Origin of the sequence: Variovorax sp. 278MFTsu5.1 (assembly GCF_048305045.1) — a bacterium.
In the GTDB taxonomy this organism is placed as follows: Bacteria; Pseudomonadota; Gammaproteobacteria; order Burkholderiales; family Burkholderiaceae_C; genus Variovorax; species Variovorax guangxiensis.
Genome location: NZ_CP157622.1, coordinates 5,157,050 through 5,171,351, shown reverse-complemented (window position 1 = coordinate 5,171,351; position 14,302 = coordinate 5,157,050). Strand labels below are relative to the sequence as shown.

The window sequence follows — 14,302 nt, the reverse complement described above, 5'->3', positions numbered from 1 at the left end:
CGGGAGCTCCTGTGGAAGTGACTTGCTTCACCGCCTGCAATCCTCGGTGGACTCCTTGCATGGGCGGTCCGCGCGTGACCGTGGGGGAGGGCCGGCGCGGGGCTTGGTGCGATCGCGCTCGCCCGGCACGGCATCCGCGGGCGGCTTCTCGATCAGGCCCTGGTCTCTGTGCGGCGGAGCGGGCTTCACCAGCCGCGGATCGCCGTTGCCGGGCGGCTTCACGATGATTGCCGGGTCTGCGCCGGGCTGAGCTTCGCCGGTGCCGGCCGGCGGCCGCTGCCCTGCCGCGGGCTGCGCGGCGGCCGGTCCGGCGCACAGCATCAGGGCGCCGGCCACCAGCATGGACTTCGTTGTCAGGGAAGTCATCGAAGCCGGCCCGGAACCGGACCGCGGCACTCAGGCCGGCACCGGCTGCGAAATGCCGCAGAGCGCTTCGGTGGCCGGCTTGGTCTTGCGCTCCTTCACCGCCACGTCGGCGAGCGCGAGGATGCCGACGAGCCGCTTGTCCCGGTCGACGATCGGAAGGCGCCTGATCTGGTGCTCGGCCATGATCTGCGCCGCGTGGTCGACCGCGTCGTCCTCGTAGGCCCAACGGATGCCGTCGGACATCACGTCGCGCACCTTGGTGTTGCCGTCATGGCCCTCGGCCACGCCGCGGATGGCGATGTCGCGGTCGGAGATCGCGCCGACCATGCGGTCGTTCTCGCCCACCGGCATCATCCCGAAGTCGCCGTCGCGCATGCGCTTCGCTGCTTCGGCGATGGTCGCATCGGGGCTGATGACCTCGACGTCGCGGGTCATCACATCGTTGATCTTTCGCATCTGGAAATCCTTTTCTGAAATGGGCAGCCATGGCTCGCCGCGGGCAAGCTGGCTGCTGGAGAAACCGGGCTAACCGCCCCGGGGCGTTCCGGGAGCCGGTTCGCCCAGCGCGGTCGGCGCAGTGGGAGTGGCCGGCAGTTCCACCGGAACCTCGAAGCGCTTCTGGAGCACGTGGAAGTAGGCGAGCGCGCCCAACAGCGCGATCACCGCCGCCACGATGCCCCACGCGAAGACGCGGCGTTCTTCGCGTTCGGCACCCCGCGGCCGCTGCTCTTCCTTCATGCCCGGCGGAACTGCTGTCGCTGCGCTGCGGGCGCTACTTCTTCATGGCCTTGACTTCGGCCTTGCCCTTGTCCTCGTCGGCCTTGGCCTGCTTCATGCACGCGGACTTGGCGTCGCCCTTCTGGTCGTCGCACTTTTCCTTGGCGATGCTGTAGGCCACCTCGACCTTGGCCTCGGCCACCTTGCGGGCGCCGCTGTCGCTGGGCCTGACCTTCTGGTCGAGTTCGGCCTTGGCGATCTTTTCCTTGCCCTTGGCTTCTTCCACGCAGACGTCCTTTGCGTTGTCCTTCATGGCATCACAGGCTGCGCGGTCGGCCTTGTAGTCGGCTGCGATCTTGTCGCGGCCGGCCTTGAGTTCGGCGACCGCCGGATCGGCCGCGGGTGCCGTGGGTGCGTTCATCTGCGCATGGGCCGAAAGCACCGTGAGGCAGGATGCGGCAATGCAGCTGTAGATGAGTTTGTTCATGTCCATCTCCTTGGAACGCCGGCGCTCGTTGCACACAGGATGGAACCGGGAAAAGGATCGGAAAAGGATCGGATAGCTGGTTCACCCGGTTCGGGTTGTCCGGCGCATGAAATCCAGACTAGAAAGCACCGAGGATGCGTCGATAGGACGCTGGGCGATGCGCCCGTCAGTGCATGCTGACGCGCAATGCGGTGACGGACTGTTCTCACGCCGATGCGCTGCGCCTTCCGACCGGCTGCGCTCGTGCGCCGTTCAACATCCGGACAGGGGAAAAACCCGGGACCAGGAAAGGACCCCATGCAGATGCTCCGGATTTCGAGCGAGCGGCGCGCCCGCCTGCTGGCGGATGGCCTCCTGGCCATCAACGCCAGGAGCCAGGAAGTGCTCCACGGCCTCACCTTCGAGGAATCGCAGTTCCTGATCGACTTCGACGACGACGATGGGGCAGCGGACGACGATCCGTCGCAGGAGCGGCGCAGCGAACTCTCGCTGCGGCACGAGCAGGCGCGGCTGCGGATCGCGACAGCCGACGACGAAAGCAGCGCCGACGAGGAACAGCGGCCGAGAGCTGCGACGAAGTTCTAGTTCTGGACGTGCAGGGCGCTCATGCGCCGGACCCGACCCGCACGTGGATCTCGGGGAACTTGTCGTCGTAGAACGCGAGCCTCGCCTTCAGGCCCTGGTGCTCGTCGTACGGGTCTTCGTAGCTCCATACCGCGTCCTCCAGCCGTCTCTCGCCGAGATTCAGGCTGTAGTAGTGCGCCGTTCCCTTGAACGGGCACTCGGTGGTGGTCTGCGAACGCGCCAGCTTCTCCATCCGCACGTCGGAGCGCGGGAAGTAGTAGCGGGCGAGAGCGTGGTCTTCGTCAACCCTCACGACATTGTTGGACGTGGCGATGACCACGCCTTCGGCCTCGACTTCCACGGGTTGCTGCAGCCGCGTTTCACGGACCTGGTGGCCGGGATGTTTCCGGTGACCGGGGGATTTGTTCATTTGCTGTTCCTGTCTGGTGCCTGGCCGTTCGGCGCGACGACCGGCGCGGCGGGTTTGTCGGGAAGGGACGCATCGCTGTTCGCGCCGCCCCTGGCCTTGTCAGCGTCGGCCTGCGCCGCGCAGGCGGATCGCTCTGCCGCGCTCCTGAGGTCGTCGCACTTCTTGATGGCCGCCCGGCGTATGGCCTCCTGTCTTGCTGCCTCGGCCGGCTTGTTCGCGTTGCCGTCGCCCTTGGGCCTGGTCGCATCGATTTCCGCCGGCACTGGAAGCGGCGCCTGCTGCGCCGTTGCGTGAACCGCAGCCAAGCAGGCTGCGGCGAGGACGATGAGTTTCTTCAGGTCTGGTCCGGACATGGCGGCCTCCAGAAAGAAAACCAATCTGTGCCTCTGGCGTGTGCACTCATGTCGGACGAATTCACTTCGCGCCGAGCGATTCGGGAGCAGCGAGTGCGTCAGGAGCCGTTCATGATTGGACGGATCCGTCAGTAACGTTACCGAATATCCGGCCGCCGCGACCTCGCCCTTCGCGCCCGCATCGCGGCGCATCGGCGTCGCGATTTCCGCGCTTCCCTCTGACGCGCGGTGCCGGCTTCGGCCTTGCCTAACGGCTGCGCCACCTCGTTGCCGCGTGACCCTCATGCCGTGGCGATGTAGGACTTTCGCCCGACCGTGCTGTGGCCCAAATGTGAACTTTGCACACTCTGTTTCGCTCCGATGCAGCCAAAAACGGGGGTTCCGCCTTACCTTGATATTGCACTGCAGCAAGCACGCGGACGGCGGAAATACCCGTGATGTTCGTGAACGCGGTGCCTGAGTCTCTTCAACCAGTGGACGCGCGCCGGAGTTCCGACCCTTGCGCACGTTCGTCGCCAAGGGGTGGTCATGCGTGTTTCGAAACTCCGTTCAGTTCTTCCTTCCCGGCGCCCGAGGGGCGCGGCCCGTGCGGCGGTGCGTCCGCCTTCCGGTCCGCGCGGCCGGTTTCGGCAGCGCGGCGCCTTCGTGCCCAAGCTCGCGGCTTATGGCCTGCTGGCGTTCGTGCTCTGGCTGATGGTCTCGACGCTGGTGCAGCCGTTGCTGTCCTCTCAGGCCACCCGGGCGGTGCTGCAGGCGCCCGTGGGGCTCATCACCTCGCCGATCAACGGCGTGGTCACGCAGATGGTGGTGCATGCGCGCGACACGGTCGAGCCGGGCACCGTGGTGGCAACGGTGCGCAACCCGACCATCAACCAGGAGATCCTCACCACGCTGAGTTCGCAGCGCCTCGCGCTGCAGAGCCAGCTCGCCCAACTGGGCAACCACTTCAAGGCCGACAGCCAGGAGCTGAAGTTCGTCGGGCACGAGGCCAACGTGCACCGCGAGGCTTCGCTGGCGCAGGCCTGGGACTCATGGCAGATCGCGCAGCGCCAGCGCGACGTCGCGCACAGCGTGGTCGAGGAGCAGGAGAACAAGGTCCGGGTCAACAAGGCGCTGCTCGAACAGGGCGCGATCAGCGAGCAGGTGATGAACGCGGCCGAGGCGCAGCTGAACACGGCGCGCGCCAATGCGTCGGTGGCCGAGCAGGCCTTCGCCGGCCAGGCGCAGACGGTGGCCAGCGCGGGGCAGGGCGCCTTCGTGGGCACCGGCGGCAACAGCATCTTCCAGACGCTGGAGAGCCGGCGCGAGGTGCTGCGCAACAGCGTGAATCGCGCAAAGCAGGACGGCACGGCCATCCTCTCGCAGCTCAAGCAGGTGACGGCATTGGAGAACGAGGAGCGCCAGCGGGTGGAGAAGCTCTCGGCCTATGAAGTCAAGGCGAGCCAGCCGGGCCAGGTCCATACCGTGCTGGCGCCCGAAGGCGCCTACGTCACCGCCGGGGCTTCGCTGGTGCGCGTCACCGACTGCCGGCGTCTGGGCGTGGTGGCGGTGTTTCCCGCGCGGGTGGCGAAGCGGCTGAGCATCGGCTCGATGCTCGACGTGAAGCTCGACCAGAACGGTCCCGCGATGCCGGCGCGCGTGCAGCAGCTGCTGCCGGTGGCGTCCGATGCGCTGCAGAGCACCTACAGCGTGCCCTTCCCCTTTGCCGAACAAGGCTCCATCTACGCCGTCGCGGACTTCGAGGGCAACGCGGCGCAGAAGGCCACCGAGGGAAGCAGCCTGTGCGCTCCTGGCAAGGTGGTCGCGGCGAGCCTGCGCTCCTGAGCCGGGATCGAGGGGACGAGCCATGCGAGCGATCCCGATGCTGCGTGCCCTGGCGCTTTGCATGGTTGCCTTGCCCGCGGCAGCCTTTGCCCAGCAGCCCGCAGCGACATCGACTCAGCAGCGCCTCGCGCAGCAAAGCTGCGAAGGTCTGCGCCAGGCGGTCAAGGACGCACAGAAGAGCACCACCAGCGGCCCGCTCTTCCTTGCGAGCTACCGCGTTGCCGGCAACGACCGCGGCTCTGCGCCGCTGGAGCCGGCGCTGGCGAACGCGGCCTACACCTACGACAACGCACTGGCCGGCATCGCGCTGCTCGCATGTGGCGACGCGGCTTCCGCCAGGCGCATCGGCGATGCCGTCATGCGCGCCATCGAACGCGACCCCAATGCCGCCGACGGCCGCGTGCGCAACGCCTACCGCGCAGGCCCGATGACCGAGGACAAGGCCGCACTGCCCGGCCGCTGGGACGAGGGCCGCAAGCAGTGGATCGCCGACGCCTACCAGGTGAGCACCGCCACCGGCAACGTGGCCTGGGCCGCGCTGCTGCTGCTGAACCTGTCGCAGGCCGAGCCGACGCCGGCCTATTCGGCGGGCGCGCGCAGGCTGCTCGGCTGGATCGAGCAGCGCACGCGCGAGAAGAACGACCCCGACGGCTACAACGGCGGCTGGTACGGCTGGGACAACGCGCAGCGTGCGCAGACCTGGAAGTCGACCGAGCACAACATAGACATCGCGGTGGCCGCCGCCTGGGCCGCGCGATCGGGTGAGGCAGGTGGGCAGGGCGAGGCCATGCGCCGCCAGGCGCGCACCGCGCTCGATTTCGTCGGCCGCATGTGGAACCCGTCGGAGCAGCGCTTCAACATCGGGACCAAGGAAGACGGCGCGACCATCTCCACCGAAAGCTCGGGCCTGGACGCGCAGCTCTGGCCGCTGCTGGCGGCGACCGACCGCTCCTGCGCCTGGACGGGCGCGCTCGACTGGGCGCAGAAGCACCACCGCTCCGGCGAGGGCTACGGTTTCTCGCGCGATCCCGACGGCATCTGGACCGAAGGCAGCGCGCAGTTCGCCGCGACGCTGGTGGCCCGCAAGGGCTCGGCGCCCGAGGCGCTGTGGCGGCTGCTCGCATCGCAGCGCGCGGACAACGGCCTGTACTACGCCACGCCCAGCGCGCGCATTTCCACGGGGCTGGCCATCGGGCCCGATTCGCCAGGCGCCGACTTCTTCTACTACCACTGGCCGCACCTGGGCGCCACCGCGTGGATCGCGCTGGCCGCCAACGGCTTCAACCCATTCACCGGCAAGACCGCCGCAGCAGGAGCCATTCCATCATGTCCCACCTGATCGCCACGCCGGAGTTCCAGCTCAACGCCCTCGTGGCGGGGCTTGCGCTGCTCCTGATGACGTGGGGCCGTGTCGAGCGCACGAGCCACCGCGCCGTGTTCGGGGCGCTGACCGCGCTGCTGCTCATGCGCTATGCCGTATGGCGCGTGACGGCCACCATGCCGCCCTCGGACCTCGGCTTCGAGACCCTGTTCGCCTGGGTGTTCCTGTTCTTCGAGATGACGGCCGTGGTCTACACGCTGATGTCCATCCACATGCTGGTGCGGCGCCGCGATAACCGGCGGCTCGCCGATCTGGGCGAGGCCGCGCTGCGCGCGCGCGGCGCGGATGTGCCGGCGCTCGACGTGTTCATCTGCACGTACAACGAGGAACTGGCCGTGCTCGAGAAGACCATCATCGCCGCGCAGGCCATCGACTACCCGCGCCTGCAGGTCTGGGTGCTCGACGACACCCGGCGCGACTGGCTGCGCGACTACTGCGCGCGCAGGGGCGTGAACTACGCGCGCCGGCCCGACAACAGCCACGCCAAGGCGGGCAACCTCAACAACGGCCTGCGGCTGTCTGCGCAGACGACCAACGCGCCCTTCATCCTGGTGCTTGACGCCGACTTCGCGCCGCGCCGGCAGATCGCCTGGCGCATGCTCGGGCTCTTCGACGACCCCAAGGTCGGGCTGGTGCAGACGCCGCAGTTCTATTACAACGCCGACCCCATCCAGCACAACCTGCGCGCCACCGACAGCTGGGTCGACGAGCAGCGCGTGTTCTTCGACGTGCTGCAGCCCGCGAAGGATGCGGTCGACTCCGCCTTCTGCGTGGGTACTTCGTTCATCGTGCGCCGCGACCTGATCACGGCCGCGGGCGGCTTCCCGGTGGGCAGCGTGTGCGAGGACATCCACACCACCTACCTGCTGCTGCGTCGCGGCCACGTCACGCGCTGGCTGGGCGAGCGGCTGTCGAACGGGCTGTCCGCCGAGAGCATCGTCGACTACATCAACCAGCGCAGCCGCTGGTGCCTGGGCACGGTGCAGCTCGCGCTGCTGCCGAACGGGCCGCTGCGCGGCAAGGGATACAGCCTCTCGGCCCGGCTGCACTTCCTGCACGGGTTGCTGCACTGGCTGGGCAAGCCCTTCATGGCGCTGATCATGCTGGCGCCCGCGCTGTACTGGTATGCCGACGTGTCGGCCTTCCATGCGACGCCGCAGGCCTTCGCCGCCTACGGGCTGCCGCCGCTCATGATGTTCTGGGCGTACAGCTACTGGATCAGCCAGCGGCGCTGCCTGCCGGTGTTCAGCGAGGTGAGCCAGCTCGTCGCGGCCATGGCCGTCACGGGCACGCTGCTCGCCGCGATGCTCAAGCCCTTCGGCCATCCGTTCAAGGTGACTGCCAAGGGGCTGGACCGATCGAAGACGGTGGTGCACTGGAAACTGGTCGCCGTGTTCGGCGGGCTGCTCGTCGCGCTGCAGCTGGGCGGTGCGACGGCCATCATGACCGGGCCGGCGCTCGCGCCGGGCGACCAGCTCAACCTGGTGTGGACCGGCATCGCGCTCGTTCTGTGCCTCGGCGCGCTCATCGCCTGCGTGGACCTGCCGAGGCCCGATGGCGAGGAGCGATTCCCGTGGCGCGTCGCGACGCGGGTGCGAACGGCGGCGGGCGAGGGCGAGTCGCGCTTCGTCAACATCGCCGCGGACGGCGCCCTGATCGAAGGCGGCGCGCTCCTCAAGCGCCTGCGCGTGGGCCAGCCGCTGGAGGTCTTTGTCGACCCGGTGGGCTGGCTGCCGGCCTTCATCGACCGCCGCAAGCGCGCCGGCAACGCGCAGCGCGCGAAGACCACGCCGCAGGGCTCGCTCAGCCCGGTGGGCAACATTCCGTCGGACGGGCGGGTGTCGAACAGCTTCGATGTCCAGGCCGGCGTGATGTCTTACGAGCTCGACTTCTTCGGCCGCCAGCAGAGCACGGCGCAGCAAAGCGGCTCCCTGGCCGAGGCCGGCGACAAGGACTACGCGGCGGCCCGCATGAACCTGGTGGGCGAGGTGGCCAACGCGTACCTCACGCTGCGCGCCGATCGTGCGCTGCTCGCGCTGGCCGACACCAACGCGGCTTCGCTCTCGGCCAACGCGGACATGATCGGCCGCGCCAAGGCCGTGGGCGGCGCCGCGCAGCTCGACGTGTACCGCGCGCAGTCGCTGCTGCAGAACGCCCGCGTGCGGCAGGAGGAATACCGCATGCGCGTCGCGCAGGACCTGCAGGGGCTGAACGTGCTGGTGGGCCAGCCCGTGCCGCCGGACACCGGCTCCGCGCGGCCCTGGCCCGAGCGCTCCACCCAGTCGGTGGCGGCAGGGCTGCCCTCCAGCCTGCTGCAGCGCCGGCCTGACCTGCTGGCCGCCCGCGCCCGCGTCGAAGCCGCCAACTCGGGCATCGGCGCGGCCAAGGCGGCCATGCTGCCGACCATCTCGCTGACCGCGCTGGCGGGCGGCGTCAGCAACGAGTTCTCGACGCTGCTGAGCAGCGGCAACAGGAGCTGGGCCGGCGTGCTCGGCGTGTCGCTGCCGCTGTTCGACTGGGGGCGCCGCTCGGCCAACGTCACGAGCAACGAAGAGAAGCTCGCGGCCGCGATGGCTTCGTACGAATCGGCCGCGCAGGTGGCCTTCCGCGAGACCGCCAACGCCCTGATCGCCGGCGACCACCTGCGCCCGCAGCTGGAAGCGCAGCAGTTGCGCGTGCAGTCGCTCGAGAAAGTCGCCAGCATCTCGCGCACCCGCTTCCGCAGCGGCCTGGAGGACTATTTCTCCAGCCAGGATGCGCAGCGCGAGCTGTACGCCGAGCAGCAGCAGCTGATCGAGCTGCAGCTCAAGGATGCGGTGAACCTCGTGAACCTCTACAAGGCGCTCGGGGGTGGCTGGGGGAGCGCCTGAGGAGGCGCCAGCCGTTCCCGGCTCTCGTCATCACCGCACGAACACCTCGATCTCCACGCGCCGGTTCGGCGCGAGGCAGTCGATCAGCTCGGCCCGCTTCGCCGTCTGCGCGCATTGCACCTTCGGCTCCGACTCGCCCTTGCCCTGCACGTGGACGGCCTGCGCCGGCACGCCCGAGCGCACCAGGTAGTCGCGCACGGTCTCGGCGCGAGCCAGCGAGAGTGCCTGGTTGTATGCGGTGGTGCCGAGCCGGTCGGTGTGACCGGTGATCCTGATCGACTCCACGGGGCCGGCGCTGCCCCTGATGTCGCCCGCCAGTGCGTCGAGCCTGCGCCGTCCTTCGGGCAGCAGGTCGGACAGCGAGCGGCCGTCGAAGCGGAACAGGCCGTCGGCGCCGAGCGTGGTCCTCGTGGCGGCAGCGGCCGGCCGGGCGGCTACGGGCGTGGCCGCCGCGCGCGTCGGACGCAGCAGGTCGGCGCAGCCCGGGCCTTTCCAGTACATGCCGTTGGTCAGCACGTCCGCGTTGAAGCGCACCATGTACTGGCAGCTGATGTACTCCGGCCCCGCACCGGTGCGGAAGTGGAAGATGTAGTTCCACTCGCGCACGCCGCCCAGCCCTTCGCTGAAGTGCGGGAAGCCCAGCAGTTCGCGGACCTGGTCCTTGCCCATGCCGGTGCGCATGGTGCGCAGGGCATCGAGGCTGGGGAACGCACCCTGCTTCCACTTGGCCGAGTCCGGGGAGGGGAACTCTTCGTCCTTCGGCGGCGCCGGGTTTTCCGAAGCGGCGCGGGCCTGCATCTCGGGCGTGATGGTGTAGCTCGGGCTGGCGCAGCCGCCGGCCAGCAATGCCGCCATGCAGAGCGCGGAAACAGCGCAAGGGGTCCTGAAGCGGGAGAGCTTGTTCATGATGGGGTTCGTCCGGTTCATCTGTATCGCTTTCCCTTCAGTTGAAGACCCATTCCGCGCCGACGGTGGCGCCCACGCCGGCGCGGCTGGTGGCCACGCCGCCGGTGATGCTCCAGGCGTTGTTCTCCGCGGTGCGGCGGAAGCTCACGCCCACCGCGCTCTGGCCCTTGAACGAGCCCGCGCCGATGCGCATGACCGTCTTGCCCGGCACGTAGCTGCCGGGCATCTGCAGCGCCATGGCGGCGGCGACGCCGGCATAGGCGTTCTTCTCGACACCGTCGAGGCGGTCGCCCAGGGCGTTGATGCGGTTGTTCAGGCCGGCGCTGGTCGCGTTGAGCTGGTTGACGTTGACCGCGTCGGTGCCCGCCACGCCCGGGGCCACGTTGTGCACCGTGACCGGGCCGGTGGCGTTGCTGCCGCCCATGGTCACGCTGTTGTAGTTGGTCGTGCCGTCGGCGTTGGTGTCGTACTTGACCGTCGACTGATCGATCACCGCCACCTGGCCCTGCACGCCCCGCAGCTGCGACACGTTGACCGCATCGCTGTCGGCCGTGCCCGCGGCCACGCCGGTGATCTGGCGGAACTGGCCGCTGGCGGCATTGCCCACCGACACGGCCGCCAGCGTGCTCGTGGTCGCACCGATGGCGATGCGCTGCGCGTCGGTCGCGGTGGGCGGCACGTAGCCGGCCACGCCCGCCGCCGTCGAAGCCACCGAGCCCGCGCCCAGTGCCACGCCGCCTGCCTGCGTCACGCTGGTGCCGGCGCCCAGCGCCACGCCCTGCACCGCGGCGGCCGAAGACTGCGTGCCCAGCGCGATCGAGTCGGCCAGGTGCGAGGTCGAGCCCTGGCCAATCGCGATGCCGCCGGGCGCGCTCTGCTGCACCACGGCACCGTTGCCGATGCCCACGCCGTTGTTGCCGTTGACCACCGTCTGCGGGCCGACCGCGACGGATTCCGCGCCGATGGCCAGCGAGTCGGCCGCCGTGGAGTTGGCGTGGAAGTACTGGATCGGCGTGACCGCGAAGGACTGCAGCGCGCCGCTGAGCTGGCGCACCGTGACCGCGTCCTGCGCCTGCGTGCCGTCGGCGACGTTGGTGATCTGGCGGTAGGTGGTCGCGCTGCCGACGGAGAGGGCGCCCAGCAGCGTGCGGTCGGTCGTGTTGAACGGGATCAGGGAGCTGCCCGCCGGGATGTTGCCGGTGCTGCCCGCGACCGTGCGGTCGGAAACGGAGCCCGAGCCTAGTGCGACCCCGTTGTCGACGGTGGCGCTCGCATCCTTGCCCACGGCGACAGCGTCGGCACCCGTGGCGCCGTTGTTGTTTTCGTTGCCGCCGCCGGTGGACTGGACGCTGAAGTACCTGATCTTGTTGGCGGTGACCGTGCTGCTCAGGTTCTCGATCGACTGGTTGGTGGCGAAGAGCTGCGAGCCGTTGATCGCGTCGGTCGAGGTGCCGGAGATCCTGCCGGCCGCCACATTGGTGATCGTGCGTTCGCCGCCGAACGTGCCGACGCTGACCGTGCCCACCGGCGCGATGCCCTGGAAGTTGTAGGCCTTGCCGTCGATCGTCGTGCCCGGTGTTGCCACCGCCGTCGCAGTGACAGAGCCCGCGCCCAGCGCCACGCTGTTGGCGGTGCCGGCCGTGGCGCCCAGGCCCATGGCCACGCTCGAGGCACCAGCGGCTGTCGCGTTCTTGCCTGATGCGATGGCGTCGGCACCTGTCGCACCGTCGTTGGCTTCGTTGCCCCCACCGGTGGAGTTGACGTGGTAGTACCTGGTCTTGCTACCAGCCACCGTGGAGGTCAGCTGGTCGATGTTCACGGCATCGGTGCCTGCCACGCCGGGCGCCACATTGGTGATCACCTTGCCGCCCGCGTTGATGCCAGTCAGCGTCACGCTCGGACCGCCCACGATGGTCAGGCCGTTGTTGTCGATCTTCGTGTTGCCGGTGGTCACCGAATTGAAGGTCGGATCCGGCACCACGTCGACCCTGATCTGGTTGCCCGTGCGTGTGACAGTCGTATTGCTGCCGTTGGCGAAATCCGCGGTCCCGCCCGGCGCGATGTTCTGCGGCGCGCCGCCGTTGGCGCTCAGGTTCCAGCCCTTGCCCGCCGTCGTTGCCACGTCGGCGATCGCTGAGTTGGTGGCGGCCAGCTGCGAGCCGTTGATCGCATCGGTCGACGTGCCGGAAATCCTGCCGGCCGCCACGTTGGTGATCGTGCGTTCGGAGCCCACCGCGCCGACGCTGACCGTGCTCGTTGGCGTAGTGCCCTGGAAGATATACGGCGTGCCGTTGATCGTTATGCCTGGCGTTCCCACCGCAGTCGCCGTTACCGAGCCTGAGCCCAGTGCCACGTCGCCGGCATTGTTCGCCACCGCCGTGTCGCCGAACGCGACCGCGCCCGCAGCCAGCGCCTTGCTGGTGCTGCCGATGGCCACGCTGCCCTGGCCGACTACGGTGTTCTGGTAGCCGATGCCGACCGCGCCCTGTGCCGGCGTGCCAGGTACGCTCACATCCTGGCCGCCGCCGCCGACCTTGTTGGTATTACCCATCGCCACGGAGCCGTTGCCGGTGGCGGTGTTGTCCAGGCCGTTCGCAATCGCGCCGTTGCCGGTGGCGGTGTTCGGGTCGCCGATTGCAACGGCGCCATTGCCGCTGGCAACATTGCCGGAGCCGATGGCCACCGCCTTGCCGCCGGTGGCCCTGGAACTGTTGCCGATCGCGACTGCATCGGCCGAATCGGCGACGGTGCTGTTGCCCATCGCGATTGCGTTGATTGCCGAGGCCTTGGCGCTGTTACCGATTGCGACTGCCTGGTCGGCGGACGCAGCGGCGAGTGCGCCCAGGGCGGTGGCGTTCTGACCGCTTGCCGCCGAGCCAAATCCGATGGAAGTTGCGCGGGTCAGGGTTGCGGCGGCGTTGTTGCCCATCGCCACGGCACCATCGGCGGCGGCGCTGGCTCCCGACCCCGCCGCGACCGAGCCGATTCCGGCCGACACGGCCTGATTGCCCATGGCCAGCGAGAAGTCCGCCGAAGCGTTGGCGAGATTGCCGAGCGCCGCCGAGCTGATTCCTGTTGCGTTGGCCAGCGTGCCTACGGCGACGGCATTCTCGGCTGCCGCGTGGGCCTGATAGCCGCCGGCGAACGCGAAGTTCGCGCTGGAGTTGGCGCCGACACCGACCGCGGTGGCATTCCCTCCCGTAACCGTGGCGAAAGTACCGAGTGCGGTGGCTCCGGCTGCGGTGGCCTGGGAGGCAGCGCCAAGTGCAACTGCATTGACATTGCTTGCGATCGTGCCGGATCCCAGTGCCATCGCGCCGCCGGCGCCCGAGGTCGCTGCATTGGGGCCGAGCGCCACCGAGGTTGCCGCATCCGCCTTGCTCTGGAAGCCGATCGCGGTCGCGTTGTCCTTGGAGGCCGTCACGTCCGTGCCGATGGCAACGGCCCCCACCGCTGTGGCCCCTGTTCCCGCAGCGGTGCGCGAGCCGATGTAAACCGAATTCAATTGGGTCGCGACCGACTGGAAGCCAACGGCGACGGCATTCTGGGCCGTCGCGGTGGCAGTGGTACCTTGAGCGACGGCATCCAATGCGGCCGCATTCGCTTGGTATCCCTGGGCGACGCTGCGCAGTCCGGTCGCTTTTGAGCTGGCGCCCAAAGAGATGGCGTTGTCCCCGCTGGCAATGGCGAGCAAGCCCGTTGCAACGGCATTGGCGCCGCTGGCAATGGCAACCGAGCCCGTTGCAATGGCATTGGCGCCGCTGGCGGTGACGTCCGTACCGATCCCGATGGCACCGCCTGCCGTAGCGCCTGTCGTGGGGGCGGTACGAGCGCCCAGATAGATAGAGTTGATGGCCGAGGAGTAGGCTTGGAAGCCCAGGGAGATGGAATTCTGTCCGGCGCTCAGGGAGGCATATCCCACTGAGAGTCCGCCGAGCAATTGGGCTTGTGCGCTAGCCCCGAGCGCGGTGGCCCCGATGCCTGACGCTGCGGAGCCAAGGCCCATGCAGGAGGCTGTGCTGTCGTAAGCGTTGTAGGGCGCCGGAGCACAAGTCACTGACTGTGCTTGCGCCAGCGAAGACCACCCGAGTCCACTCATCGCCAACAGCGCGGTCACGATCCCGTTGCGCAGATGCCCCGACGGAGGAGGGATGAGCGCGCTCCCTGCAGCCGCCGCCCGGCTCCCGCTGCGTTTTCCTCCAGCGGAAGTGATTTCAGACGCCGCTACCCAGGCGCCGAGGGATTCGTTCCACAACGAACGATAAGTCTTGTTCATGAGCCCCGTCCCATCCATTAAAAGATCGTTGAATAGCCAAGGCCATTCGGGCTCCCTGTGCAATTTCTAAATTATTTTCTGCAAACAAATCTTATGAAATGAATTGAAGGGGGTGCCTTTTAATGTCT

Annotated in this window: 12 protein-coding genes and 1 pseudogene; 4 read left to right on the top strand and 9 right to left on the bottom strand. The window is 68.6% G+C overall.

Going from position 1 to position 14,302, the window contains the following annotated elements:
• Positions 1-27: 27 nt before the first annotated feature.
• The 4 genes from ABL844_RS23905 to ABL844_RS23890 form a co-directional block, all read right to left on the bottom strand.
• Positions 28-366: a hypothetical protein gene (locus ABL844_RS23905; RefSeq protein WP_418129217.1), complete on the bottom strand. Its 339-nt coding sequence runs from the start codon at positions 364-366 to the stop codon at positions 28-30.
• A gap of 30 nt (positions 367-396) precedes the next feature.
• Positions 397-822, bottom strand: a complete 426-nt coding sequence (locus ABL844_RS23900; RefSeq protein WP_126023481.1) for a CBS domain-containing protein — start codon at positions 820-822, stop codon at positions 397-399.
• 69 nt (positions 823-891) lie between these two features.
• Positions 892-1,104: a hypothetical protein gene (locus ABL844_RS23895; protein ID WP_418129216.1), complete on the bottom strand. Its 213-nt coding sequence runs from the start codon at positions 1,102-1,104 to the stop codon at positions 892-894.
• Positions 1,105-1,138: 34 nt separating this feature from the next.
• Complete coding sequence (locus ABL844_RS23890) at positions 1,139-1,570, bottom strand: hypothetical protein (RefSeq protein ID WP_184641200.1); 432 nt, start codon at positions 1,568-1,570, stop codon at positions 1,139-1,141.
• Positions 1,571-1,867: 297 nt separating this feature from the next.
• Between ABL844_RS23890 and ABL844_RS23885 the strand changes: the two genes are divergently transcribed.
• Positions 1,868-2,155 (top strand): hypothetical protein, encoded by a 288-nt coding sequence (locus ABL844_RS23885; RefSeq protein ID WP_126023484.1) that lies wholly within the window; start codon positions 1,868-1,870, stop codon positions 2,153-2,155.
• 19 nt (positions 2,156-2,174) lie between these two features.
• On the opposite strand, the gene ABL844_RS23880 is transcribed toward ABL844_RS23885, so the two are convergent.
• Positions 2,175-2,564, bottom strand: a complete 390-nt coding sequence (locus ABL844_RS23880; protein WP_418129215.1) for a DUF427 domain-containing protein — start codon at positions 2,562-2,564, stop codon at positions 2,175-2,177.
• A complete protein-coding gene (locus tag ABL844_RS23875) occupies positions 2,561-2,917 on the bottom strand; it encodes a hypothetical protein (RefSeq protein WP_418129214.1) in 357 nt (118 codons plus the stop codon). The genes ABL844_RS23880 and ABL844_RS23875 overlap by 4 nt, the downstream gene beginning before the upstream one ends.
• Positions 2,918-3,562: 645 nt before the next feature.
• Here ABL844_RS23875 and ABL844_RS23870 point away from each other — a divergent pair.
• The 3 genes from ABL844_RS23870 to ABL844_RS23860 are packed head-to-tail and all read left to right on the top strand — an operon-like array spanning position 3,563 to position 8,992.
• Positions 3,563-4,741, top strand: a complete 1,179-nt coding sequence (locus ABL844_RS23870) for an HlyD family secretion protein (protein WP_240650719.1) — start codon at positions 3,563-3,565, stop codon at positions 4,739-4,741.
• 22 nt (positions 4,742-4,763) lie between these two features.
• On the top strand, positions 4,764-6,080 hold the full coding sequence (locus ABL844_RS23865) for a hypothetical protein (RefSeq protein WP_418129213.1): 1,317 nt from the start codon (positions 4,764-4,766) through the stop codon (positions 6,078-6,080).
• Positions 6,068-8,992 carry an efflux transporter outer membrane subunit gene (locus ABL844_RS23860; protein WP_418129212.1) on the top strand — a complete coding sequence of 975 codons (2,925 nt, stop codon included), beginning with the start codon at positions 6,068-6,070 and terminating at the stop codon, positions 8,990-8,992. The genes ABL844_RS23865 and ABL844_RS23860 overlap by 13 nt, the downstream gene beginning before the upstream one ends.
• Positions 8,993-9,022: 30 nt before the next feature.
• Here ABL844_RS23860 and ABL844_RS23855 read toward each other — a convergent pair whose 3' ends face one another.
• The 3 genes and pseudogenes from ABL844_RS23855 to ABL844_RS23845 all read right to left on the bottom strand — a co-directional run.
• Complete coding sequence (locus ABL844_RS23855; RefSeq protein ID WP_418129210.1) at positions 9,023-9,898, bottom strand: OmpA family protein; 876 nt, start codon at positions 9,896-9,898, stop codon at positions 9,023-9,025.
• Positions 9,899-9,935: 37 nt separating this feature from the next.
• Positions 9,936-13,349 carry a beta strand repeat-containing protein gene (locus tag ABL844_RS23850; protein WP_418125898.1) on the bottom strand — a complete coding sequence of 1,138 codons (3,414 nt, stop codon included), beginning with the start codon at positions 13,347-13,349 and terminating at the stop codon, positions 9,936-9,938.
• Between the two features lie 69 nt (positions 13,350-13,418).
• A pseudogene (locus ABL844_RS23845) lies at positions 13,419-14,174 on the bottom strand (ESPR-type extended signal peptide-containing protein); the annotation flags it as partial.
• Between the last annotated feature and the right edge of the window lie 128 nt (positions 14,175-14,302).